This window comes from Arthrobacter terricola (assembly GCF_004354015.1).
In the GTDB taxonomy this organism is placed as follows: Bacteria; Actinomycetota; Actinomycetes; order Actinomycetales; family Micrococcaceae; genus Arthrobacter; species Arthrobacter terricola.
Genome location: NZ_SMRU01000008.1, coordinates 51,837 through 73,461, shown reverse-complemented (window position 1 = coordinate 73,461; position 21,625 = coordinate 51,837). Strand labels below are relative to the sequence as shown.

At 64.6% G+C, this 21,625-nt stretch carries 19 protein-coding genes; 11 read left to right on the top strand and 8 right to left on the bottom strand.

Features of this window, described 5'->3' with window-relative positions; genetic code table 11:
- Positions 1–60: 60 nt before the first annotated feature.
- A complete protein-coding gene (locus E1809_RS08350; RefSeq protein WP_133203865.1) occupies positions 61–561 on the bottom strand; it encodes an NUDIX hydrolase in 501 nt (166 codons plus the stop codon).
- 206 nt (positions 562–767) lie between these two features.
- Between E1809_RS08350 and E1809_RS08345 the strand changes: the two genes are divergently transcribed.
- The 5 genes from E1809_RS08345 to E1809_RS08330 all read left to right on the top strand — a co-directional run bounded on the left by E1809_RS08345 (position 768) and on the right by E1809_RS08330 (position 6,655).
- Positions 768–2,264 (top strand): CCA tRNA nucleotidyltransferase, encoded by a 1,497-nt coding sequence (locus E1809_RS08345; RefSeq protein WP_133203766.1) that lies wholly within the window; start codon positions 768–770, stop codon positions 2,262–2,264.
- A 42-nt stretch (positions 2,265–2,306) separates the two neighbouring features.
- Positions 2,307–2,849, top strand: coding sequence for a histidine phosphatase family protein (locus tag E1809_RS08340; protein WP_133203864.1), 543 nt, complete (start codon positions 2,307–2,309; stop codon positions 2,847–2,849).
- 530 nt (positions 2,850–3,379) lie between these two features.
- Positions 3,380–3,520, top strand: coding sequence for a hypothetical protein (locus E1809_RS26610; protein ID WP_165962254.1), 141 nt, complete (start codon positions 3,380–3,382; stop codon positions 3,518–3,520).
- Between the two features lie 179 nt (positions 3,521–3,699).
- Positions 3,700–5,193, top strand: coding sequence for a glycosyltransferase family 87 protein (locus tag E1809_RS08335; protein WP_133203765.1), 1,494 nt, complete (start codon positions 3,700–3,702; stop codon positions 5,191–5,193).
- Positions 5,186–6,655, top strand: coding sequence for a phytoene desaturase family protein (locus E1809_RS08330; protein WP_133203764.1), 1,470 nt, complete (start codon positions 5,186–5,188; stop codon positions 6,653–6,655). The genes E1809_RS08335 and E1809_RS08330 overlap by 8 nt, the downstream gene beginning before the upstream one ends.
- On the opposite strand, the gene E1809_RS08325 is transcribed toward E1809_RS08330, so the two are convergent.
- Positions 6,652–7,257: an NAD(P)-dependent oxidoreductase gene (locus E1809_RS08325; protein ID WP_133203763.1), complete on the bottom strand. Its 606-nt coding sequence runs from the start codon at positions 7,255–7,257 to the stop codon at positions 6,652–6,654. The two genes, E1809_RS08330 and E1809_RS08325, sit on opposite strands and share 4 nt — an antisense overlap.
- A gap of 82 nt (positions 7,258–7,339) precedes the next feature.
- Here E1809_RS08325 and E1809_RS08320 point away from each other — a divergent pair, with 82 nt between their 5' ends.
- Positions 7,340–7,732, top strand: coding sequence for a winged helix-turn-helix transcriptional regulator (locus tag E1809_RS08320; RefSeq protein ID WP_133203762.1), 393 nt, complete (start codon positions 7,340–7,342; stop codon positions 7,730–7,732).
- Here E1809_RS08320 and E1809_RS08315 read toward each other — a convergent pair.
- Complete coding sequence (locus tag E1809_RS08315; RefSeq protein WP_205754139.1) at positions 7,722–8,426, bottom strand: ABC transporter ATP-binding protein; 705 nt, start codon at positions 8,424–8,426, stop codon at positions 7,722–7,724. The two genes, E1809_RS08320 and E1809_RS08315, sit on opposite strands and share 11 nt — an antisense overlap.
- A 44-nt stretch (positions 8,427–8,470) precedes the next feature.
- The gene (locus E1809_RS08310; protein WP_133203761.1) at positions 8,471–9,562 is read right to left on the bottom strand and encodes an FtsX-like permease family protein; all 1,092 of its coding nucleotides are present in this window, start codon (positions 9,560–9,562) and stop codon (positions 8,471–8,473) included.
- Positions 9,563–9,750: 188 nt separating this feature from the next.
- On the opposite strand from E1809_RS08310, the gene E1809_RS08305 reads away from it, so the two are divergent.
- Positions 9,751–11,040, top strand: a complete 1,290-nt coding sequence (locus E1809_RS08305) for a sensor histidine kinase (protein ID WP_133203760.1) — start codon at positions 9,751–9,753, stop codon at positions 11,038–11,040.
- Positions 11,030–11,683, top strand: a complete 654-nt coding sequence (locus E1809_RS08300) for a response regulator (protein ID WP_133203759.1) — start codon at positions 11,030–11,032, stop codon at positions 11,681–11,683. Before E1809_RS08305 ends, E1809_RS08300 begins: the two co-directional genes overlap by 11 nt.
- 102 nt (positions 11,684–11,785) lie before the next feature.
- On the opposite strand, the gene E1809_RS08295 is transcribed toward E1809_RS08300, so the two are convergent.
- From E1809_RS08295 to E1809_RS08280, 4 genes are all read right to left on the bottom strand, one after another.
- A complete protein-coding gene (locus E1809_RS08295) occupies positions 11,786–14,275 on the bottom strand; it encodes a glycoside hydrolase family 32 protein (RefSeq protein ID WP_133203758.1) in 2,490 nt (829 codons plus the stop codon).
- 194 nt (positions 14,276–14,469) lie between these two features.
- Positions 14,470–15,519, bottom strand: a complete 1,050-nt coding sequence (locus E1809_RS08290) for a LacI family DNA-binding transcriptional regulator (RefSeq protein ID WP_133203757.1) — start codon at positions 15,517–15,519, stop codon at positions 14,470–14,472.
- Between the two features lie 142 nt (positions 15,520–15,661).
- Entirely contained in the window at positions 15,662–17,140 is a 1,479-nt protein-coding gene (locus tag E1809_RS08285) for a glycoside hydrolase family 32 protein (protein WP_133203756.1), read from the bottom strand.
- The gene (locus tag E1809_RS08280; protein WP_133203755.1) at positions 17,137–18,183 is read right to left on the bottom strand and encodes a LacI family DNA-binding transcriptional regulator; all 1,047 of its coding nucleotides are present in this window, start codon (positions 18,181–18,183) and stop codon (positions 17,137–17,139) included. Before E1809_RS08280 ends, E1809_RS08285 begins: the two co-directional genes overlap by 4 nt.
- 161 nt (positions 18,184–18,344) lie before the next feature.
- Here E1809_RS08280 and E1809_RS08275 point away from each other — a divergent pair, with 161 nt between their 5' ends.
- Genes E1809_RS08275 through E1809_RS08265 form a run of 3 tightly spaced genes read left to right on the top strand, consistent with a single transcriptional unit; the run spans position 18,345 to position 21,543 of the window.
- Positions 18,345–19,742 (top strand): ABC transporter substrate-binding protein, encoded by a 1,398-nt coding sequence (locus E1809_RS08275; protein WP_205754138.1) that lies wholly within the window; start codon positions 18,345–18,347, stop codon positions 19,740–19,742.
- Positions 19,742–20,695: a carbohydrate ABC transporter permease gene (locus tag E1809_RS08270; protein ID WP_205754137.1), complete on the top strand. Its 954-nt coding sequence runs from the start codon at positions 19,742–19,744 to the stop codon at positions 20,693–20,695. Before E1809_RS08275 ends, E1809_RS08270 begins: the two co-directional genes overlap by 1 nt.
- Positions 20,692–21,543, top strand: coding sequence for a carbohydrate ABC transporter permease (locus E1809_RS08265; RefSeq protein ID WP_133203754.1), 852 nt, complete (start codon positions 20,692–20,694; stop codon positions 21,541–21,543). Before E1809_RS08270 ends, E1809_RS08265 begins: the two co-directional genes overlap by 4 nt.
- Positions 21,544–21,625: the final 82 nt, after the last annotated feature.

Genomic DNA, 21,625 nt, shown 5'->3' with positions numbered 1-21,625 from the left:
TGTCATTATCGTCCCATGAGCAGGGCCTTCTGTTGCGTCAAGGCGATGGCCGGGGACGCGTCAGAGGTGTTCGGGCAGGACTTCTCGGGCGAGATCGGCGATGCGGCGTTCATTAGGGAAGGACAACTTGCGGGCCAGGTCCTGGAGTGGAACCCACGCTGCGTCGATCGCTTCTTGGTCGGGATCGTTCTCGATGGTCAGCTTCCCGCCCGTTGCCTGCAGCAGGAAATGGTGCACGGTTTTGTGGACGCGATGCCCGCTTACGGTGAACCAATAGTCGATACTGCCAAGGGGTGCCAGGACATTGCCTTCGATTCCGGTTTCTTCGGCGATTTCCCGAACCGCGGCTTCCTCGTTGTTTTCCTTGCCCTCGGGATGACCCTTCGGCAGGCACCACTCGAGCCGGCCACCCCTATTAAGGCGCGCGATGATCGCAACCCTCAATTCGCCGTCGGACGTGTCCACTACGACGCCGCCGGCGGAGACCTCTTCAACCGTGGGCAGCGCGGCCTGTACCGGGTGCGGAGCGGGCGCGACGTGGGCACCGATTGCCGACGGCAACGGTGCGTTCGTCCTCCTGCCAGGAGCACTCGGAATCGGGTTGGCCATGAAGTCCACTCTAACGACTCTTGCCCGTTGGTGATGACCGGGACATGGACTCAGGGTGACCTGCGAATGGCGTGTTGGCGTGATCCCGGTGCTGTGATCGTCGTCATGACGAGGATCCGGTGTGATGGCGCCCTGAAATCTGACAAGCTTAAGGAACTATGGCGCAAGTATTGGACAGTTCTTCGGTCAATTTCCAGATGGACCCGGTGGTCTTGGACCTCGGTCAGCGGTTCGTGGACGCCGGATTCGAACTGTCACTCGTCGGTGGTCCGGTCCGGGACCTCTTCCTTGGACGCGTCTCCCCCGACCTCGATTTCACCACGGACGCCACTCCGGACCAGACGCTCTCCGTCATCAAGAGGTGGGCCGACAACTATTGGGAGATCGGCCGCGCCTTCGGAACCATCGGGATGAAGAAGTCAGGCTTCCAGATCGAGATCACCACCTATCGCGCGGAAGCCTACGACGACGATTCGCGCAAACCCGTTGTGGCCTTCGGCTCCTCGCTCATGGACGACCTCCTCCGCCGCGACTTCACAATCAACGCGATGGCACTCCGGCTGCCGACCCTCGAACTGGTCGATCCCTTTGGCGGCGTGCGGGATCTCCACGCGGCCGTCCTGGCGACCCCCGGAGCCCCGGAGGCCTCCTTCTCGGACGATCCCCTCCGCATGATGCGCGCGGCGCGCTTCGCCGCGCAGCTCGGCGTCGCAGTGCACGACGACGTTCGGCTCGCTATGTCCGAAATGGCGGAGAGGATCAAGATCATTTCGGCCGAACGCGTGCGGGAAGAACTCGTCAAGCTCATCAATGGCGCACACCCGAGGGCCGGCATCGACCTCCTGGTGGACACGGGCTTGGCTGAATTCGTCCTGCCTGAGGTTTCCGCGCTTCGCCTTGAATCCGATGAACACCACCGGCACAAGGACGTCTACCAGCATTCCCTGCAGGTCCTGGAGCAGGCGGCGTCGCTGGAGACCGGTCCGGATGGTCCGGTACCAGGTCCGGATTTCGTGTTGCGTTTCGCCGCGTTGATGCACGACGTCGGGAAGCCGGCGACGCGCCGATTCGAACCGGGCGGTGCGGTGAGCTTCCGCCACCACGACATGGTGGGTTCGAAACTGACCGCAAAACGCATGAAGGCCTTGCGCTTCGATAACGACACCATCAAGGCCGTGGCCCGGCTCGTGGAATTGCACATGCGTTTCTACGGATACGGAGACGCAGGCTGGACCGACTCCGCTGTCCGCCGCTACGTAACGGATGCCGGTCCCCTGCTGGAACGCCTCCACAGGCTGACCCGGTCCGATGTCACCACGCGCAACCAGCGCAAAGCCGAGCGGCTTTCCTTTGCCTACGATGACCTTGAGCAACGGATAGCCGCGTTGGCCGAACAGGAATCGCTCAACGCCATCCGACCCGATTTGGACGGCGCCCAGATTATGGCATTGCTGGGCCTCAAGCCTGGGCCCGTGGTTGGCCAGGCCTACAAGTTTCTGCTCGAAGAACGCATGGAGCACGGTCCGCTGTCCCGCGAGGACGCCGAGTCGAAGCTCTTGGCGTGGTGGGCAGCGCAAGCCGAGACCGCCGTCGAACTTTCAACCGAACCGGCCGCCGACGCCACTGGCGGCTCCCCCGAACCAGAGGAGTCCTAGGTGAACCTTCCAAGCACGCACGCACGGCCACAGCTCTGGATTATGCGCCATGGCGAGACCGAATGGTCCAAGAGCGGTCAATACACGGGACTGACCGACCTTCCGCTGACCGTGGAGGGCGAACAGCAGGCCGTGGAAGCACGGAAAGTCCTTGAGGGCATCGATTTCGATCTCGTCCTGACCTCTCCGCTGCGGCGCGCCCGGCGCACCGCGGAACTCGCCGGCTTTCCCGATGCCGTCCACGAACCGTTGGCTGTGGAATGGGATTACGGCGACTATGAAGGCATCAGCTCCGACTTGATCCGCAAGGACAACCCGAACTACCGCATCTGGACAGACGGCGTCCCCAACGGGGAGACCCTTGAGTCCGTGGCAGCCCGGGCGGACAAGATCATCGCCCGCGTCCGCGAATCCGAAATGGATAACGTACTGATTGTGGCCCACGGCCACTTCTCCCGTGTGCTCACGGCCCGCTGGCTTGAATTGGATGCCATCGAGGGTCAGCACTTCCTCCTGGGAACGGCCAAAGTCTGCACCCTGGGATGGGACAAACGGACTCCCGTTGTTCTTCGTTGGGGACTCTGAGGAAATTAATTTCTAAATTCGCCGTAATTTGCTGGTCAAAACCGCGATTCATGGTGTAGCTTTATTCCTGTTCCCCGAGATATAGGGGAACGCGTCCAAGCAGAAAAGGAGGTTGGGAAAATGATTACTTTGACTAGCGGATGGAAGATGACCATTGCTGGCACCCCGGCCTTCGCTGCTCGACGCCGTTTTCAGGCCTAGCGTTTCCCGAATTGTGCTTCCGCCCCTTCTGTGAAGGGGCGGAACGACACGCCCTCGGGCGCTCCAGTCGCCTTTCACTGAGCGGTTTCACGCAATTGATGCGGTGCGTAGCTTCCTCATAGTTCGGAACCAGCTTCTTGTTGGGGACGTCTGCCTCATGGACGGCAGATGCCTTATGCTCCGGTGTTTTCCGCCTCTTTCGTGAAATCCGCTTAATCAGCCATTAATTGCCGGGCATTTTCATGCCCTATTTTGCCTTTCGAAATTTCGGGGCTTATTTGTCATGCCTAAATTCCGGCAATTTCTTCAACCAGGAAGGGGGTGAAATCTTGGCCAAGCGCCTCAAAGACCTGTTGGTGTTCAACGGCAGGCCCGTCGAGAAAGACCGGACACTGTTCAACGGACAGTTGCTGGACCAGCGCAGGGAAGACGTCTTCGTAGTCCTGCACCAGATGGGCATCATCCGCTGAACGCCCCCACCCTTGACCCCAACACAAGAGGAGGGACTGATGGCAGACATCGGAACATTCGCCTCGGAAGCCCACGCGGCTGCGCGTGGGCTTCCGCCTTTTAATGAGTGCGGGGCAGGGTTGCGCGGCGGGGCTGGCGGGCGACACCCCGGTTGAGCTTTGACGCTAAGCTCGAATTCATGCAGGAGACGAAGCCACAGATCCAGCAGAAGCGGCCGCGCTTCGTTGTCCCGAGCCGAAGTGACTCCTTGCTCGGCAAGTTCACGGAGCTGATCGGTGGCCCGCTGGGAGGGCATTCCTCCCCCGGGTCTGTCTCCCCCGGCCTCTTCACAGTGGAACGGGTGCTGGTGATCCTCACAATCGTTGCCGCGCTGCTGTCGATCCTGATCAAGGGGTACTGCCGCGTCAATGGCTGGCACAGTCCCCAAGAATTTTACGCCACCTGCTATTCGGACTTCCCCGACCTCTTCGCAACCCGCGGACTTGCCAATGGCCAGTTCCCGTTCTTCGACCAACAGGTCTCCTTTGAATATCCGGTCATCACAGGACTGATTGCCGGCCTCACTGCGTGGCTGGTTCCCGGCCATGGTGCAAGCAGCGAACGGATCGTCGGCTATTTCGATGTGAACGCGACCTTCATCGCGGCCCTGTGGATCGTGGTGGTGTTAGCCATGGCACGGATCAATCGAGGCCGGCCCTGGGACGCGGCAATGGTTGCCCTGGCCCCCGGAATCGTGTTGGCCGGGGTCATCAATTGGGACATGTGGGCCGTAGCGTTCCTGGCTGTGGCAATGTACTTCTTCGCGAAAGAGCAGCTGGTCCTTGCCGGAATATTCATAGGCCTCGGTACGGCAACCAAGCTATACCCGGTGCTGTTCCTTGGCGCGGTCTTATTGTTGGCCTTGCGCAGCGGCAGGCTCCGGATCTTCTTCGTCACCACGATTTCGGCCGTTGTTTCCTGGCTGGCCGTGAACGTCCCTATTGCGGCCATAAACCCCGGCGGTTGGCGATACTTCTTTGATTTCACGCAGGACCGTCCGGCCGGCTATGGATCGTTGTGGTTCTCGTACAACCTCGTAGCGGACCGGCTCCGCCTAACGTCCCTGAGTCCAGAGGCCGTCAATGCCCTGGCAATGAATATGTTCCTTGTGGCATGCATCTTGATTGCTGTTTTGGCCATGACCGCGCCGCGACGCCCGAGGCTCGCCCAGTTGACGTTCCTGGTTGTGGCTGCGTTCATCCTGAGCAACAAGGTCTATTCACCCCAATACGTGTTGTGGCTCATTCCCCTGCTCGCCTTGGCGCGGCCGCGCTGGCGGGACTTCCTTCTGTGGCAGGCCGCCGAAGCGCTGCACTGGACTGCGACGTGGATGTACTTGGGGCAAACCACCAGCAATGGACCGGCGCAAAACAATATAGATATGCCGTATTACGTCATGGCCGTCCTGCTACATATGGCTGCAACGGCATATTTGATGTTGCGGGTTGCTTGGGACATTTGGGAACCGGACATGGATCCGATCCGGAGCCAAGGCGTGGACGATCCGCATGGCGGTGGATTCGATGGCACCGTGGATTGGCTTCGCGTGGATCTCGCGAATCCGTCGACGTCGGTATTGCCGTGGCGACCGACCGTGAGCGCCACCCAAGGCGAGGAAAATCGCGATGGCTGATGTCGCCGTCGTCGGCTCCGGTCCGAACGGCCTCGCGGCCGCGGTTGTCATGGCCCGCGCGGGACTCATGGTTCGCGTGTACGAGGCCGCCTCCACCATCGGCGGGGGAACGCGCACCGCCGAATTGCTCGAACCGGGCCATCTCTACGATGTCTGCTCGGCCGTCCACCCGATGGCTCTCGCGTCGCGCTTTTTCCGCGATTTTGAACTCGAACGGCGCGTCGAGCTTAGCCTGCCGGAGGTGCAGTACGGGACACCTCTCGACGGCGGCCGGTCGGCCCTCGCTTACCGCTCGCTTGAACAGACTGCGGCAGAGCTTGGGCCGGACGGGGCTGCCTTCTCGCGCCTCATGGGGCCGCTGGTGGAACGTTTGGAGGGAATCCTCGATGTTTCCCAGAACCAGCTCCTACGGATCCCTGCAGATCCTTTTGCTGCGCTTCGGCTGGGGCTGGCAACCCTTGAGCAGGGTTCTCCTTGGTGGAACCGGCGATTCAAGGGTGAGGAGGCGCCAGCCCTCCTGACAGGTGTTGCGGCGCATACAGTGTCACCTCTTCCGTCCCTTGCAGCCGCGGGCGCCGGACTCCTGCTCAGCGCACTTGCCCATGCCGGCGGGTGGCCGATTCCGGTGGGCGGATCTGTGGCAATAGCAGAGGCCATGGCCAAGGACATCGAAGCGCATGGCGGGATCATCGAGACCGGGGTGACAATCGACTCCCTGGACCAGTTGCGCCCGGCAAAGGCCATTCTGCTGGACGTCGCTCCCCCTGCGCTTGTTCGCATTGCCGGAGCAGCTCTTCCCGACCAGTACAAGCGCTCCCTGGAAACATTCCGTTTCGGGAATGCAGCGTGCAAGGTGGATTTCATCCTCTCAGGACCAGTCCCGTGGGCTGCTCCGGGGCTGGACCGCGCCGGGACAGTGCACGTCGGCGGCACCCGGGCAGCCATGGCAGAAGCCGAAAATCTTGTGGCCGCGGGGCGCCATCCGAAGAAGCCCTATGTCCTCGCAGCCCAGCCTTCCATCGTGGATCCCGGGCGTGCCCCTGCCGGCCGCCACATTCTCTGGACCTATTGCCACGTGCCTAGGGGCTCGAACTTTGACATGGCTGAAGCCGTGATCTCCCGGATTGAGGAATTCGCGCCCGGATTCCGGGACGTCGTGGTCGGCTGGAAGACGACTACCGCAAACGACCTGGCCGATTACAACCCGAATTACCGGGGTGGCGACTTCGGAGCGGGCCGCTTGGACGTCCGAGGACTGATCCAGCGGCCAGTGATTTCAGGTGTGCCATGGCGGACGCCTCTTCCGGGCGTGTATTTGTGCTCCTCATCTACGCCGCCCGGGCCTGGAGTGACCGGAATGCCCGGATACCACGCCGCGAAATATGCCTTGACGGACATATTTGGCCTTGAGGTACCCGAGCTCGGCTTGACTCCTCAGCCCGGGGGCGTAGGGCGGGGTTAGTTCGCCGCCGTGAAGCGGGTGCGGCGGTAGGCAGGGGACTCGATTTCGTCGAGCATGGCGACGGCGTAATCCTGGCTGGAGATGCTGTTGCCGGCGGGGGTGTCCTTCGCGGTGGTGTACTTGCCTGTGCGTTCGCCCGGCTGGATGAGGGGAGCCGGGGCGAAGACGGTCCAGTCCAGGGAATCGGGAGCGTTCTTGACGGTGGCGAACGCCTTAGCGGCCGTGGTGGCTTCTGCCTTGTACGCTTCGGGGAATTCGGGGGAGTCGAGGAGACGGACACCGTCGATTTCCAAGGTGCCGGCGCCGCCAACGATCATGAGGCGCGTGCCCTCGGCATTGCTGTAGGCGGTATCCATCGCGGCGAGCCACTCCGCGTGGTCTCCGCCGGTGCGGCTGGGCCCGGTGGCGAGGATGACGGCGTCGTGCTCTTTCGCGATCCGGGCGAACGTTGCAGCGTCCGACTGATTGGCTGCCACGGACGTGGTTCCGGCGATCTCAGCGCCGCTCCGGGAGATGGCGGTGACCTCGTGGCCGCGGGTGAGGGATTCGTTGACGATCTGGCTGCCGACCATGCCCGTTGCGCCGTAAACTGCGATTTTCATGACTCTCCTTTGGGTTGCTATCCTTGTAATACAAGACGGTATCTATTTGATACTGATAGCTTCAAAGGAACTTAGTTACCTCATGGAAACCAATGCACTGCCGGCAAACATCCTGGATCCCGATTGCCCGTCCCGGGTCATCTTCCAGCGCATAGGAGACAAGTGGGCTTCGCTCGTCGTCCAGGTCCTGGCTGCGGGGCCGGTCCGCTTCTCCGAGCTTCGCAAGATGGTCCATGTGGTCACTCCCAAGGTCTTGACCCAAACGCTGCGGACCCTCGAGCGCGACGGGCTCATCACGCGAACCGTCTACGCCCAAGTGCCGCCGCGCGTGGACTACGAGTTGAGTGAATTGGGCGCGTCCCTCCTGGAACCGCTTACTTTGCTGCGCCAATGGGCCGAGGACCACGTCCCAAGCATTCTCGAAGCCCGGGATGCCTACGACGACGCCCAGGACGCCGGGATTCTCAACCCTTGATGCCAGCCTCAGTCAAGGCTGGCACGCTCAGTCGTCCATCGCGCATTGTCGCAACGGAATCGGTGAGCGGCAGGAATTCGGTGTCGTGCGTGACCATGACGGTGGCCGTCTCGAACTCGTCCGTCACCCGACGCAGCAGTTGCACGATCTCTTGGCTCCGCTCGTGATCCAGGGCCGCGGTGGGTTCGTCGACGAGCAGCACGCGCGGTTGACCCATGAGTGCGCGGGCAATGTTGACCCGCTGGCGCTGTCCCCCGGATAGCTGATGTGGTCGCTTGTTGAGCGACGGACCGAGCCCGACGACGTCGAGCAGTTCCGCGGCACGCCTGCGCGCCGCTGCGGCGGGCTTCCCGCTGAAGTGATGGCTAATGATCAACTGCTCGACGGCGGTCAGCGACGGCAGGAGGTTTGGTTGCTGGAAGACAACGCCAATCTTTTCTCGACGGAGGGAGGTGAGCTCGGCGTCCGTGAGGCCCGTTGTATCCGTGCCGTCGATGGAGACAATCCCGGAACTGGGCCGCACAAGGGTGGCTGCGACCGCCAGTAGTGAGGATTTTCCGGAACCCGAAGGACCTACGAGACCGCAGAAGGACCCCGGATCTACGCGCAGGTTTACTCCGTCCAGGGCCTTCAGTGTGGACTCCCCATCCGGATATTCGAGGGTGACGTTGACGAGATGCAGGGCCGGGATCATTTATATACCTTTCAAGGAATTCTTAGCGTACGCGTGATGCAGGTTTAGTTGCCGCCAAGGGCGATGAGCGGATCCACCCGGATGACACCCCGGACGGCAAGCGCCGCGCCGGCAAGTCCCAAAGCCACGATCCCGGCGATCGGCACAAGCGTCGTCAGTGCGTTCACCATGAACGGGGCGGCTTGGGCAGCGAAGATGCCGCCGATCACGCCTATTCCGCCGCCCAATCCCGCCCCCGCCAGGAGGACAATTCCGGCCTGGACCAGAGCGTCCCGGATTATGTATGTGGATGAAGCGCCCATAGCCTTGAGCACCGCGATGTCGCGAGTGCGCTGGACAGTCCACACGGTCAGGAAGGCAACAATGACGAGGGCGGAGATGCCGTAGAGGAAGGCCTGCATCAACATGAGCGAGCCGTTTTCGCTCTTGTAGGACCCGAGGGCTTGGAACGATCCGCTCGGCGTTGCGCTGACCGTGCCGGCGGCCGCGTTGGCGGCGTTGACGTCAACGGAGGATCCGGCGTCGAACGTTATCGCCAGGACGGTTCCAATAGATTCTCCGGAAGGAATATGCGCGAGCTTTTGCCAGGTGGCGCGGGACGTCCAGACTACCCCGGTGTGCGAGTACCACTCGTCTTTGACGATCGCGGAAACGTTTAGGACGGTGCCCCCGACGGCTGCTTTGCTCCCGGCAACCAGTGAGAGTTCCCGTGCGAGGGACTCCCCGACCGCCACTTCGCCGTCTGCGACATGAACAGGTGGGATGCCGCCGTCGGCGCCGAAGACGGCAACATTGGCGGTACCCGCTGCGCTGCCGGAAGAGTCGAGGGACTGTAAGCGCGTCTGCGTGATGCCAAGTGCTTCGGCCGAAGCAATCCCGGGGCGATTTCGCCAGGTTTCGAGCTGGTCCCCTGAGACCTCCGATTCCGTATAGGACGCCTTGGCCACTCCGCCTGCCGGTGCGCCGAACACGATCTGTTGGGCCGGAAGGGCGGCGATGGCGGAGGTCGATTGGTTGCCGAGCCCGGCCGTCAGTCCGGAGAGCATGACCAGGAGGAGCGTGATCAGGGCGACGACGCTCCCCATGAGGGCAAAGCGGCCCTTGGCGAAGCGGATATCGCGCACGGCGAGAAACATGGAGGTCCTTTGGTTCGGTTTGTGGTCTTGTTCCAACTCTCGCGGCCGGCCGTAATCGCCGCATCGGGGAGGAGGTGGATCCGTCGGCGCGCCTTGGTTGACCCGTGGATCAACCTTTTGGTTGATTACCGCCCGGGCTAGGGCGAATCCGGGCAAATCTGTCACTCAGCGGGATTAGGCTGAGGATCATGCCCAGTGGCTCCTCCACCATCCTGCGTGTCCTGCGCGTCAGCCTGCACGTCGGCTTTGCAGTCCTTCTGCTGGTCGCGGTCCTCAGGCTTGCGATGGCGGGTCTCTCCCCGCTAGCCATCGGTGCGGGCTTGGCCGGCGCGGTTCTGCTTGCCGCCGTGTATTTGGTGGGGACCGTCCTCGAGAAAAGGCATGCCCTCAACCCCGAGCGCTTTGATCCGAAGCCGTACGCGCGGTGCTGGCTCGCCACGGTGTGCGGCTTGTGGCTCGTTTTGGTGCTTATCAGCCCGGATTTCGCGTGGATCGCCTTTCCGTTGTTCTTCCTTCAGCTCCATGTGTTGCCGCGGCGCCTCGCCTTGCCCGCAATCGCGGCCAGCACGGCACTCCTGATCGGCGCCCTATGGTTCCACAACCGCGGCGCCGGGGCGGACGCCTTGCAGCTTCCCGCAGTCCTTGGGCCTGTGCTTGGAGCCGCGTTCGCGGTAGTCACTGGATTGGCATACAGGGCGCTTTATGTCGAGGCGGACAACCAGAGACTCGCCGCCGAGGAGTTGCGGCGTACCCGCGCCGAGTTGGCGCGTAGCCAGCACGACGCCGGAATGCTGGCCGAGCGTGAACGCCTCGCCCGCGAGATCCATGACACGTTGGCCCAGGGTTTCTCAAGCATCATCCTCATGGGCCGTTCGGCTGAGCAGGCACTCAACGCTGGAGACAACACGGCGGCGCGCGACCGCCTCCGGACTGTCCAGGAAACCGCCGCCAGCAACTTGGCGGAGGCACGGAACTTCGTCCGCGGACTTCGCTCTCCGGACCTTGTCGACTCCGGCCTGACGGACGCTTTGCAGCGGCTTTGCGCGAAGACCGAGGCAGAGGCGGCTGCACGTGGAGCGGCGCTGCGTTGCCGTTTTGAACTCCAGGGCACGCCGGTTCCGCTCCCGAATCCGCACCAGGCCACCCTGCTGCGCGCTGCACAGTCCCTGCTCGCTAACGTGTGGGCTCACGCCCACGCAAGTACCGCCGTCGTTACCCTTTCATTCTTGGAATCCGAGGTGACCATGGACGTGTTCGACGACGGCATAGGCTTCGATCCGGCCGGAACCGCGGCTGCGGAATCGCGGGGTGACGGAACCGGCGTCGGACTTGCAGCCCTGCGCGAGCGGCTCGCGGCCTTGGAAGGAACGCTGGATGTGGAGTCGGCGCCAGCGGAGGGGACCGTGGTGGCTGTCCGGCTCCCACTCCTGGTCGCTCCTGAACGCGGTTCGGTACAGGAGGCATCCGGTGAATATTAGGGTCCTCTTGGTGGACGACCATCCCGTGGTGAGGGCGGGCCTCCGGGCGATGCTCGCCGGCTTCCCGGGCATCGACGTCGTGGGAGAAGCGTCCGACGGCGGTGCGGCCTTGGTGGAGTTGTCGAAGCTACACGTCCTGGGTGAACCCGTGGACCTCGTTCTTATGGACCTTCAGATGGGTTCGGGCATGGACGGTGTGACCGCGACAGCGAAGATCAAGGCTGGTGAAGCAGGTACTCCCCCGCCACCCGTACTGATCCTTACCACCTACGACAACGACGCCGATATCCTCGCCGCGATCGAAGCGGGCGCGAGCGGTTACATGCTCAAGGATGCACCGCCGGACCAGATCCGCCAGGCCGTGGTGTCCGCGGCTGCGGGCCAGACGGCACTGGCGCCCGAGGTGGCCGCCCGGCTCGTGGGGCGGATCCGGAATCCGATGCCCGTATTGAGCGGGCGTGAAGTCCAACTCGTGGAGCTCCTCGCCACCGGTATGAGCAACCGGGCTATTGCGCGAAAATTGTTCATCTCTGAGGCGACGGTCAAGACGCATCTGGTGCACATATACGCCAAGTTGGGCGTGGACAACCGCACGGCGGCAATTGCGGTGGCCACGCAGCGTCGGATCATTAGGGGGCAGTGAGGTCCTGGCGGTGGTCGATTCCAGCCAAAGCGTCAGTCCCCTCGGCATTCCCCGGAGTGGACCTGCCCGGCACGGCCTTCGGCCGTGCCGGGCAGGGTAGTTTCAGTTCCAGATCGACTTGAGGTGCCAACCCTGGAGGGTATCGAGGGTGGCAGTCCCGCCGTCGGCGAAGAGGCTGACCCCCGTGCTCGTGGCGTCCGGGAAGATCTGGTCGGTGAGGGTGACCTGCCCCTGGTCTGCGTAGACCTCCACGGAGGAGGCGTCCACGATGACGTGGAGCGTCACCCCGCCCTGGTCAAGGGCCAGCGGGGCGGTCTGCCTTCCGGGGAAGGTGGAGCTGAAGTCCACTTTCCCGGAGTGAGTCCGGTCGATATAGACCTGGCCGCTGTGGGTGTCGTAGCCGATCTGTGTGTACTGGCCATTTCCGGCGCGCACGTTAAGCCCGAAATTCGATGCTGTGCTTGCGGTGAGGTGCGCGGTGAGGTCCAGGGTTTGGCCGCTCGCGGGGAGTGCAGTCGTCGCGTTCGAGGCCGTCACGCCCTTGGCATTGATCGCGGGCCCGTCCCGGAGCGTCGCGAGCGCCTGTACCGGTTCCTGGGCCAGTTCCACCTTGCCGTCGATGGTCTTCAGGGATAGGGTGCGCGGCAATGTCTCGGCGCCCTTCCAGGGGTTGGTGGGGATTTGGCCTGCGTAGGCCCAATTGCTCATCCACGCCACACCGATTCGCTGGCCGTTGGGCGTGTTGTTCCAGGTGTTGAAGGCGTAGAAGTCTGCACCGTAGTCGACCCAGTGGGCGCGCTGGACGGCGTTCAGCGCTGGGGCGTCGCTCTGGCTGAAGTCGTCGGCGAGGATGTGTCCCCATCCTCCGCTGTTGTGGTCGACGACCTGGATCTGGGCCTGTTTGCCGATGAGGTCGCTGAGGTCCCATGAGGCCCAGTCGAGGTCCTCGCTGTTGGCACCCGTCGTGGAGCGGACGACTTGTCCATCGACGACGAGGTTGACGGAGGTCTGGGTGTCGAAGGGCTTGGCGGGGGCGTCGGCGAGGACGATGTCCCCAACCATGAGGTGTCCCCATCCGGTGGATCCGTCGTTCTGGTCGACAACCTGGATCTGGGCCTGCTGGCCTTGGTACTGGCTCACGCCCCAGTTCGTCCAGGCGAGGTCGGGGGCGTTGTTGCCGGTGGTGGTCGCGACGACCCTGCCACCGACGATCAGGTTGACTGCTGTCGGGTTCGCCTGTCCCCACGGATGGTTCCCGCCGGCCACCTGCAGATCGATGTAGGGACTATTGATTGTGAAGGTCGGCGAGGTGATGGTTCCGGTCCCGGCATCGCCGTCGGGGGCGTACGTGTCGAGGGCCTTGGGGCCGAGCTGGTTCGGCAGACTTTCGGTGGAGGGCCCGGAATTGGCGAACGAGCCGGTCGCTGTCCAGCCGGCACCGTAGGTGGTTCCGGAGAAATCGTCGAAGACCTGCCCTGACGGCAGGGTGCCGAAGGGGACGGTGTCGGCGATGTAGGGGTGGTTTCCGCCGCCGACGCGGAAGTTCAGATGGGGCTTGCTGATCGTGAACGTCGGCGAGCTGAGGGTGCCCGTGGACGCGTCGCCCCCGTTGAAGCTGTTCACGACGTAGCTGTCTGGGAACCCGGTGACTGCCTGCTGGTTTGGCAGGGCGCCGGTTGCGGGCGCGGTGCCGAACGCAGTGCCGCTTGTTGTCCAGTTCCCGTAGCTGCCGGATTCGAAGCTGTCGAGAGGGGTACCCGTGGGTGGGGTGTAGGTGGCGGGCTCGTCCGGGGTGAAGGTTGTGCCGTCGAATTGGCCCACTATGTACTGCACGCCGGTGCTGCCTACGCTGACGCTGAGCACCCACTTCAGGTTGTTCGGGTTCCCGTCGACGGGCAGCTGGTAGAGGTCTGGCATCTCCCACACCCCCGTCGTCGCGCCCGAAGGGCCGAAGTCGCTTACGTGGGACCAGTTCTTCAGGTCGGGTGAGCGGTAGAAGGAGACCTTGTGCTGGTCGGAGAGCGCGATCACCATCATCCAGCTGTGGGCCGGCGCGTACCAGAAGACCTTGGGGTCGCGGAAGTTCTGTGACTTGAGGTCCAGGACCGGATTTCCGGAGTACCGGGCCCAGCTCTTCCCTTGGTCGGTGCTGTAGGCCAACGACTGCGTCTCGTCCCCATTAGCCATCTGGCTCGTGTACATGGCAACCATCGGCGGGTTCCCGGGTGTGCCGAATCCGCTCGTGTTGTCCTTGTCCACGACCGCGCTGCCGGAGTAGAAGGCCGCGCTGCCGGGGTCGGGCTGGGGCCCTGTCACGGGGATGTCCTGCCAGTGGACCAGATCCGTGCTGGTCGCCGCCTGCCAGCTGCCGTAACTGTAGAGGTAATAGCGGCCGTCCCGGTAGACCAGGCCGTTGGGATCGCCCATCCAACTCTGGGGAAGGGTGAAATGGACCTGGGGCCTGTAGGGCTCGCTGTAGGACGGCCCTGACGCCGGGCTGCCCGCGGCGGTGAGCGCCGGCAGGGCCAGGCCGGCGGCGATCGCCATGGCCGCCGTGGCCATCGCCCTGGGTTGTCGTTTCGAGGGGAACACGTGGATCCTCCTTGCTGAAGAGGGGAAAGTGCCAGAACTTCGGTTGCCGTGGGGCGGAATCTCTTGTTGCTTCTCCGGCGCCTGCGCGGGAGAAGCGCCCGCAGTGCAACTCGCGCTGATATTTCGATTAATCAGCCTCTCAAAGTGTGGGGTATGCGGAGCCGGGAGCGCAAGAGGGGGGCTGCTGTTCTTCCCTAACGCCGGGAGGGGGGCGATGCGACCGAGGCGCGTTCGATGAGTTCGCCGCGCACTTCCTGCACCCCCGGCGGAGTCTGCCCTTCGATGAGGCCCAGGAGCGCCCGCGTGGCGATCTCTCCCAGGCGGTAGTGCGGAAGGCTGACGGTGGTCAGGGCCGGGCGGATCCGATCCGCGAGCTCCTCCTGGTCGTCATAGCCCACGAGCGACAGGTCCCGCGGCACGGCCAGTCCGAGGGCCTGCGCCGCCAGCAGGGCCCCGAGCGCGATGCGGTCATTGCCGCAGAGAAGGGCAGTCGGCCTCCTGGGTGCGTCCAAGACGGCGATCGCCCGGTCGTAACCGGAGTCGATCGTGTAGGGGCCGTAAAGCACCGGGCTCCCGCTGGAAGACAGGCCAGAGGCCTGGGTGTGCTCAATGAAGGCCGCCACGCGCTCCCGGGTCGCCCACAGATGTTCGGCGCCGGCCAGGTAGACCACATCGCGATGCCCGGCATCGATAAGGCAGCGGATGGCGAGGCCGCCTCCGTGCCTCTCTGCCGGGACCACCGCCGGAAGCTCGCGCGATGCCGCGCTGGGAAAGCAGTTGACCAGCACTGTTGGTACCTCTCCGGTCTCCGGAGGCACGTCCACTCCGCGTACGTACGTGGCGGCGTAGAGCAGGCCGTCGACCCGCCGGTCGAGCAGCCCGCGCACCGACCTTCCCTCGACGTCGGAGTCCCCCATGGTGTTGACCAGGAACACGAGCCTGCCACTGGCCCAGGCCACGTCGTGAGCGGCCCTCACGATCTGTCCGGCGAAGGGCGACGTGGCGATCTCGTCGGTGATAAGGCCGAGCGTCTGCGTCCGCTGCAGCCTCAGCTGACGCCCTGTCATGTCCGGGCGGAATCCGAGCTCTTCGACGGCAGCAAGAATCCGGGCCCTCGCCTCCTTCCCGATGCGCGCCTCGGGCCGTTCATTCAGTACCTGGGAGACCGCCGCAGGGGACACGCCCGCGGCCCGGGCTACGTCCCGCATCGTCGGGCGGCGGCCTTGGCCCTGTACCTTGGACAACTATGCCTCCCGAGCGCCGAACGAGGTGTGCAACAGGCCACAAGGGGCCGGCTGGCGAAGGAATCCCCCAGCACTACTACCCTAGTTCCATGCGCCCCGTGCACCCGGATCCGCCAATGCCACCATGAGGGACGTCGGCGCGCTACGCCAGTGCGCGTTCGCGGAGCTCGAGCCGGGCGAGGTCGAATCCCCCGTCCTGGGCGAATACGCCGATGCGCCCGCTGGTGCGGTCGTAGAGCCGGGCGCTCAACGCGACCTCTCCGTCGACGACGGCGACGCAGATGTCGCTGTCGAGGTGGATCTCGATCCGGTGGAGGCCGGGCGCGAGCTGCACGGGACGTTCGAGCTCGACGGCGTGCGGGACGTCTCCTTCGATCTGCCACTGCTCGTCCCCGGTGCGGCCGCGGGGCCACCGATCCAGCACGAGCCGGTTCCGCTGTGGCTCGAGGCGCAGCGCGTACCCCTGCTCCCCGTCGTCGGAGGCGCGCAGGAGCACGCCGCACGCTTGCGAGCCCGGGTGGATGTCGAATTCGGCGAGGATGAGCGTCTCGGTGGGCAGGAGCGGGCCGAGCCATGCCTTGTACCGGTCGGCCGCGCCGGCACCCGGTCGCGCGTGCGACCCGTCCGTCGGGCTGAGGTCTCCGGCAATGTCTGTCGATTGGCTGTAGAGGTCCTTCACAGAGGTCGGCAGGTCGAAGGCCAGAGACCCGTCGGGCCGCTGCCGGGCCTGCAGGACAGACATGGTGCCGGCCCACTGCCAGGGGGAGCCGTCGCGTTCGCCGGCCTTGGTGGCGATCCATCCGACGAAGTAGCGTCCGCCGTCGAGCTCGACGGTCTTGGCGGCGTAGAACGCCCGGCCGTCGACGCTGTCGTCCGCCGGTGCGCGCCATGGCCCCTCGGGTGAGTCCGCGATGCGGTAGCGGGTGCAGAAGGAGTCCGAGAACTCCGAGTATACGAGGTACCACCACTTGCCCCACTGGAACACGTCCGGGCATTCCTGGGTGATGAAGCGGTGCGGCTCCCAGAGGGGCTCCGCCTCCCGCCAATGGACGAGGTCTTCGGAGACCAGGCGCGCCACGAGCCCCGATCGGCGGTAGGGGGCGTCCAAGCGTCTTGCGGCGAGCAGCATCTGCCACGGCTCGCCCGGCCTGGTGCGGAAGACGAACGGGTCGCGCCAGTCTCCCGGCGCGTACCCCTCGGGGGCGCCGAAGTCCCATTCCGGATGCTTCGACCATTGGGCGGGGTCATCGTCGGAGGTGGCGTGGCAGACGACCTGCGCGTCGACCTGCGAGCCGTCCTGCTGGACGCGGATCCGGGGATTGTGCCCCGTGTAGAACAGGTGAAGCTGCCCGTCGTCGTCGGTCACGACGCTGCCGGTGTAGCAGTCGAAGTCACTGGCGGCGCGTCCCCCGGAGGGCAGCACCACGCCGCGGTCCTCGAATCGTGCGAAGTCGGAGGTGGTGACGGTTGCCCAGGGCATCCCGGCCTCCCGTTCCGTCGGGGCGGCATCGGGGCGTTCGTCGAGCAGGTAGAACAGCCAGGCCACGCCGTCGTGCTCGAACGGTATGACGTCTCCGACATAGCCGGCAGCAGGCCGGAAGTGGGTGCTCTCTGAAGTCATCGGTGTCCTTCGGGTCGTGGGGCTCCGAGAGATCCCCTGCTGATGTATTCACAGGCGACGAGATGCCGGCCGGCTGGTGCCTCCTGGCCGAGGAGCAGGCTTCCTGCTTCGAACCCCATCCGCTGGTGAGGGAGCGCCACTGTGGTGAGCGGCGGGTGCATCTGGTCGGCGAGGTCCGGCTGGTCGTCGAAGCCGACGATGCTGATGTCGTCCGGGCAGCTCAGGCCGGCCGAATGGAGTGCCAGGAGCGCCCCGACGGCCATCCGGTCGTTGCCGCACACGAGCGCGGTCGGACGGTCCCCGGCCAGGATCTTGAGGGTCAGGTCATAGCCCGAACCAACGAGGTAGGTGCCGTACGCGCGGCTGACTGATGCGGGGTCGAGCCCGGCCGCGAGGGCAGCGTCGTCGAGGCCGCGCGCACGCTCCATGCAGGCGTAGTCGTCCTGGGGGCCTCCGAGGAATGCCACGCGCCGGTGGCCCGCGGCGAACACCGCGGCTGCGGCGTCCCGGCCTCCCTGGTACTCGTCGGCGAGGACGATCGCCGCGTCAGACCTGTTCGACGGCCAGCAGTTGACGAATACCATGCGCGTGTCCTCCGGCGCCTCCGCGGCCCGCACGGGCTCCGCCCCGGGGGCGGCGTAGACCAGCCCTGCGACACCCTGCGCAAGCAGCCTCTCCACCGCCGACTTGCCTCCGTCGGGCATCTCGGCGGTCTCGACGACGAAGCACACGTATCCGGACGACTGGACGGCCTGCTGCACACCGAGGATGATCTGGCCGGCGTAAGGCTGCGAGACGACCCGGTCGGCGATCACCCCCACCGTGAAGGACCGGTTCGAACGCAGGGACTGCGCGGCCCGGTTGGGCTGGAAGCCCAGCTCCCTGGCAGCCTCCAGCACCCGGACCCGCGTCTCGGCGGCGACCGAGACGTCCTGCCGGTCGTTGAGGACGAACGACACCGTCGGCTGGGACACGCCCGCGCGACGGGCGACGTCCTTCATGGTCACGCGGCGGGACTGCTTTGCACTTCTTCGGCTCTCCATCGACCCTCCCTCGAACCTCAGTATGCCAGATGCAAATACGTATTGGGGAATTTTCCCAATACGTATTGTGCGAGCCCTGCCGCGCGGGTACGGTGGTGCCGTCAATACGTATTGGCCGGGCGGAACCCGGCCAGAACTAGCTCAGAGCGGAGCGGGAAACAGTGAACACGTTCGACCCTTCCATCAATCGGCGCACCCTGCTGAAATTCGGCGGCGCCGGACTCGCCGCTGCCGGACTAGCCTCCTTGGCGGCATGCTCCTCGGCCGCCGGGAGCGCATCGTCCGGCGGCACAATTAAGATGCTGTTCTTCGGCCAGCAGAGCGCTGCCACCGCACTGCAGAACGCGCTTCAGCCCCAGATCAGCCAGCTGGACAAGAGCGCGAAGCTGGAAGTCACGGGCATCAACGGCACCGACTGGAACGACTTCCTCGCGAAGGTGCTCACGCAGATCGCGTCCGGGTCGGCGCCCGACATCGTCAGCGTCGCCACCGAGGGCCTGCAGCTCATGGCGTCCAAGGACCTGCTGATCCCGCTGGACAGCTACGTCACCAAGGATCTGTCGTCGCTGCAGAGCTACTTCGACGACACCCATCCGGCGCTCCTTGAGTCGATGATGTTCCAGGGGCATCTCTACGAGCTCCCGGACAGCTTCAACGCGGGCAGCATGTTCTACAACACCTCCCTTGTACAGCAGGCGGGCCTCAGCGCGCCGACCGCAGGGTGGACGATGGACGACTTCCACAACTACGCCACGAAGATCTCCCGGGCGGGCGGCAACGTCAACTCCTTTGACTGGGTCGTGCGCCTGTGGGGCAGCTGGACCTCGTTCCTGTACGCCAACAACGGCAACCTCCTCGAGGAGGGCAAGTACACTGGCGGCGACTGGCTGTGGTCCAAGGCCTACGCGAACCAGCCGTCCGCGGTCGCCGGCCGCGGCGGCGGCTGGAAATGGGGAACCCCGACGGCGAATTCCGCGGCCGCGGTCGAGGCCCTCGAGTACGTCATCGACCTGCAGCGTTCCGGCCTCTCGCCCTCGCCCGACGTCGGGGGCGGGGCGACCCTGCAGGGCCTGTTCTCCTCCGGCCGCATCGGCATGACGATCGGCGGCGGCTTCTGGGCCGGCGGACTCCACAACGCGGGGATGAAGGACGGCAGCTTCGAGGTGCAGAAGTTCCCGACGTGGAAGAGCAACAGGTCCCTCTTCGGTGCCGGCGGGTACGGCATCTTCAACTCCTCGAAGAACAAGGATCTTGCCTGGGAGATCGTGAAAATGATGGTCAAGCCGGAGAGCTTCGACCTGATCTTCCCGGGCAACGTCACAACGCCTGGCCGCAAGTCCCTCATGACCGCAGACCGGTATAAGACCACGGGCCCGACGAACTGGTCTGTCTTCTACGACCAGCTTGACGGATCGGTGCCGATCTCGGCCCCGCCGTACTACAACGCGCTTGCGACGTCCCTGAACCAGCGCACCACCCAGGCGATCTCCTCCGGAGACGCGAAGGCGGCGCTGGACGGCATGCAGTCCGACTTCGAAAAGGCCGCGGCAGGCTCCTAATGGCAACCCAGATTCAAAAGCTGAAACCCGCAATCGCGCCGCCGCGCCCCAGCGCCCGTCGCCCAGGGGCGCTGCGGGGGGCACGCCGCGAGGGGATCTTCGGGTTCTTGATGATCTCCCCGGCCGTGGTGTTCGTGGCCATCTTCACCTTCATCCCGATCATCGCCTCCCTGGTGCTGTCCTTCGTGTCGTGGGACGTGATCACCCCTCCCAAGTTCGTCGGCCTGGCGAACTACGCACAGCTGGCCCAGGACCAGTCCGTGCTCCGATCCTTCGGAGTCACCCTCGTCCTGGCCGTCGCCATCGTCGTGCTCCAGCTGGTTCTCGGCCTGGGCCTGGCGGTGCTGGTCAACCAGAGGAAACACGCGTGGTCGAAGGCGTTCTTCCGCACCACGTTCTACCTGCCGCTCCTGGCCTCCACGGCGGCCGTGTCGATCTTCATGGGGTACATGTTCGATGCCAAGTTCGGCGTCATCAACTACTACCTCAACCTCCTCGGCGTGCCGTCGGTTCCGTGGCTCACCAGCCCCGTGGGCGCGATGGTGACCATCGTGGCCGTGACGGTGTGGCAGCAGGTCGGCTTCACCTTCGTCATGTTCGTCGCGGCGCTGATGTCGGTGCCGCGGGAAGTGCTGGAGGCCGCCGCGATCGACGGCGCCGGCCCGATGCGGACCCTGTTCCGGGTGAAGATCCCGCTGATCAGCCCGTCGATCCTGTTTGCCAGCGTGGTGGCGATGATCAACGCGATGCAGCTGTTCGACCAGCCCTACATCATGACCAAGGGCGGGCCGGGCACCGCGACCACGACAGCGACGATCACGATGTACCAGTCCGGCTTCGAGAACCTTCAGTTCGGGTACGCCTCGGCGATCGCGATCGTGCTGCTGCTGATCATCCTCGCCATCACGGGCCTCCAATTCATCGCCGCACGGAAGCTGGTGTTCTACCAATGACAATCCAAGTTACTGCCGGGCGCCGGCCTGCGTTCAAGATGGGCAGCCTCATCGGCATCGTCGTGCTCGTCATAGCCGCGGTGTTCGCCCTAGGACCGCTGCTGTGGACGCTCACGACCTCGCTGCGCACCCCTGCCGAGGCCTTCACGAACCCGCCCGGGTGGCTGCCGCTGCAGCCCGACTTCAGCAACTACAGCGCCGTGTTCTCGCAGATCCCGATAGGACAGTTCTTCTTCAACAGCACGATCGTCACTGTGCTGATCGTGGCCGGGCAGACAATCACTTGCACCCTGTCCGGGTACGCGTTCGCGATGGTCCAGTTCCCGGCGAAGAACACGATCTTCGCCATGTTCCTTGCCACCATGATGGTCCCGCTGCAGACGATCATCATCCCGGTCTTCGTGATCGTGAACGCCCTCGGCTTCTCGGACAACCTCGCCTCCCTGATCATCCCCGCGCTTGGCAGCGCCTTCGGGACATTCCTGATGCGCCAGTACTTCATGCAGATGCCCAGGGAGCTCGGCGAGGCGGCCCGCATCGACGGGGCGTCCCACTTCCAGGTGTTCCGGCTCGTCTACGCGAGAATGGCCAGCCCGGCCGTCGCGACGCTGGCGATCCTGAACTTCTCCGGATTCTGGGCGGAGTTCTACCGGCCGCTGATCTTCCTGCGGTCGCAGGACAACTTCACGCTGCCGCTGGGCCTGGTGGGACTCCAGGGGAACCTCGGGACCGGATCGATCTCGGTCGTCCTCGCCGGGGTCGTCCTCGCGATGATCCCAAGCGTGCTCCTGTTCATCTTCGCTCAGCGCTACTTCATCGAGGGCGTCACCGCAGGCTCCTTCCGCTGACCCAAACGCGGCGTACTAACCGACGGCGTGGACCTTGACCGCACCGTGCCTCCAGGCTCCACGCCGTGGGCGAGCCCGGGCC

Coding starts and splice junctions, on each gene's coding strand:
- E1809_RS08320 (WP_133203762.1), top strand. CDS start 7,340: ATGGAAACCAATGCACTGCCGGCAAACATCCTGGATCCCGATTGCCCG.
- E1809_RS08285 (WP_133203756.1), bottom strand. CDS start 17,140: ATGACTTCAGAGAGCACCCACTTCCGGCCTGCTGCCGGCTATGTCGGA.
- E1809_RS08345 (WP_133203766.1), top strand. CDS start 768: ATGGCGCAAGTATTGGACAGTTCTTCGGTCAATTTCCAGATGGACCCG.
- E1809_RS08310 (WP_133203761.1), bottom strand. CDS start 9,562: ATGTTTCTCGCCGTGCGCGATATCCGCTTCGCCAAGGGCCGCTTTGCC.
- E1809_RS08305 (WP_133203760.1), top strand. CDS start 9,751: ATGCCCAGTGGCTCCTCCACCATCCTGCGTGTCCTGCGCGTCAGCCTG.
- E1809_RS08265 (WP_133203754.1), top strand. CDS start 20,692: ATGACAATCCAAGTTACTGCCGGGCGCCGGCCTGCGTTCAAGATGGGC.
- E1809_RS08315 (WP_205754139.1), bottom strand. CDS start 8,426: ATGATCCCGGCCCTGCATCTCGTCAACGTCACCCTCGAATATCCGGAT.
- E1809_RS08340 (WP_133203864.1), top strand. CDS start 2,307: ATGCGCCATGGCGAGACCGAATGGTCCAAGAGCGGTCAATACACGGGA.
- E1809_RS08280 (WP_133203755.1), bottom strand. CDS start 18,183: ATGGAGAGCCGAAGAAGTGCAAAGCAGTCCCGCCGCGTGACCATGAAG.
- E1809_RS08325 (WP_133203763.1), bottom strand. CDS start 7,257: ATGAAAATCGCAGTTTACGGCGCAACGGGCATGGTCGGCAGCCAGATC.
- E1809_RS08335 (WP_133203765.1), top strand. CDS start 3,700: ATGCAGGAGACGAAGCCACAGATCCAGCAGAAGCGGCCGCGCTTCGTT.
- E1809_RS08270 (WP_205754137.1), top strand. CDS start 19,742: ATGGCAACCCAGATTCAAAAGCTGAAACCCGCAATCGCGCCGCCGCGC.
- E1809_RS08330 (WP_133203764.1), top strand. CDS start 5,186: ATGGCTGATGTCGCCGTCGTCGGCTCCGGTCCGAACGGCCTCGCGGCC.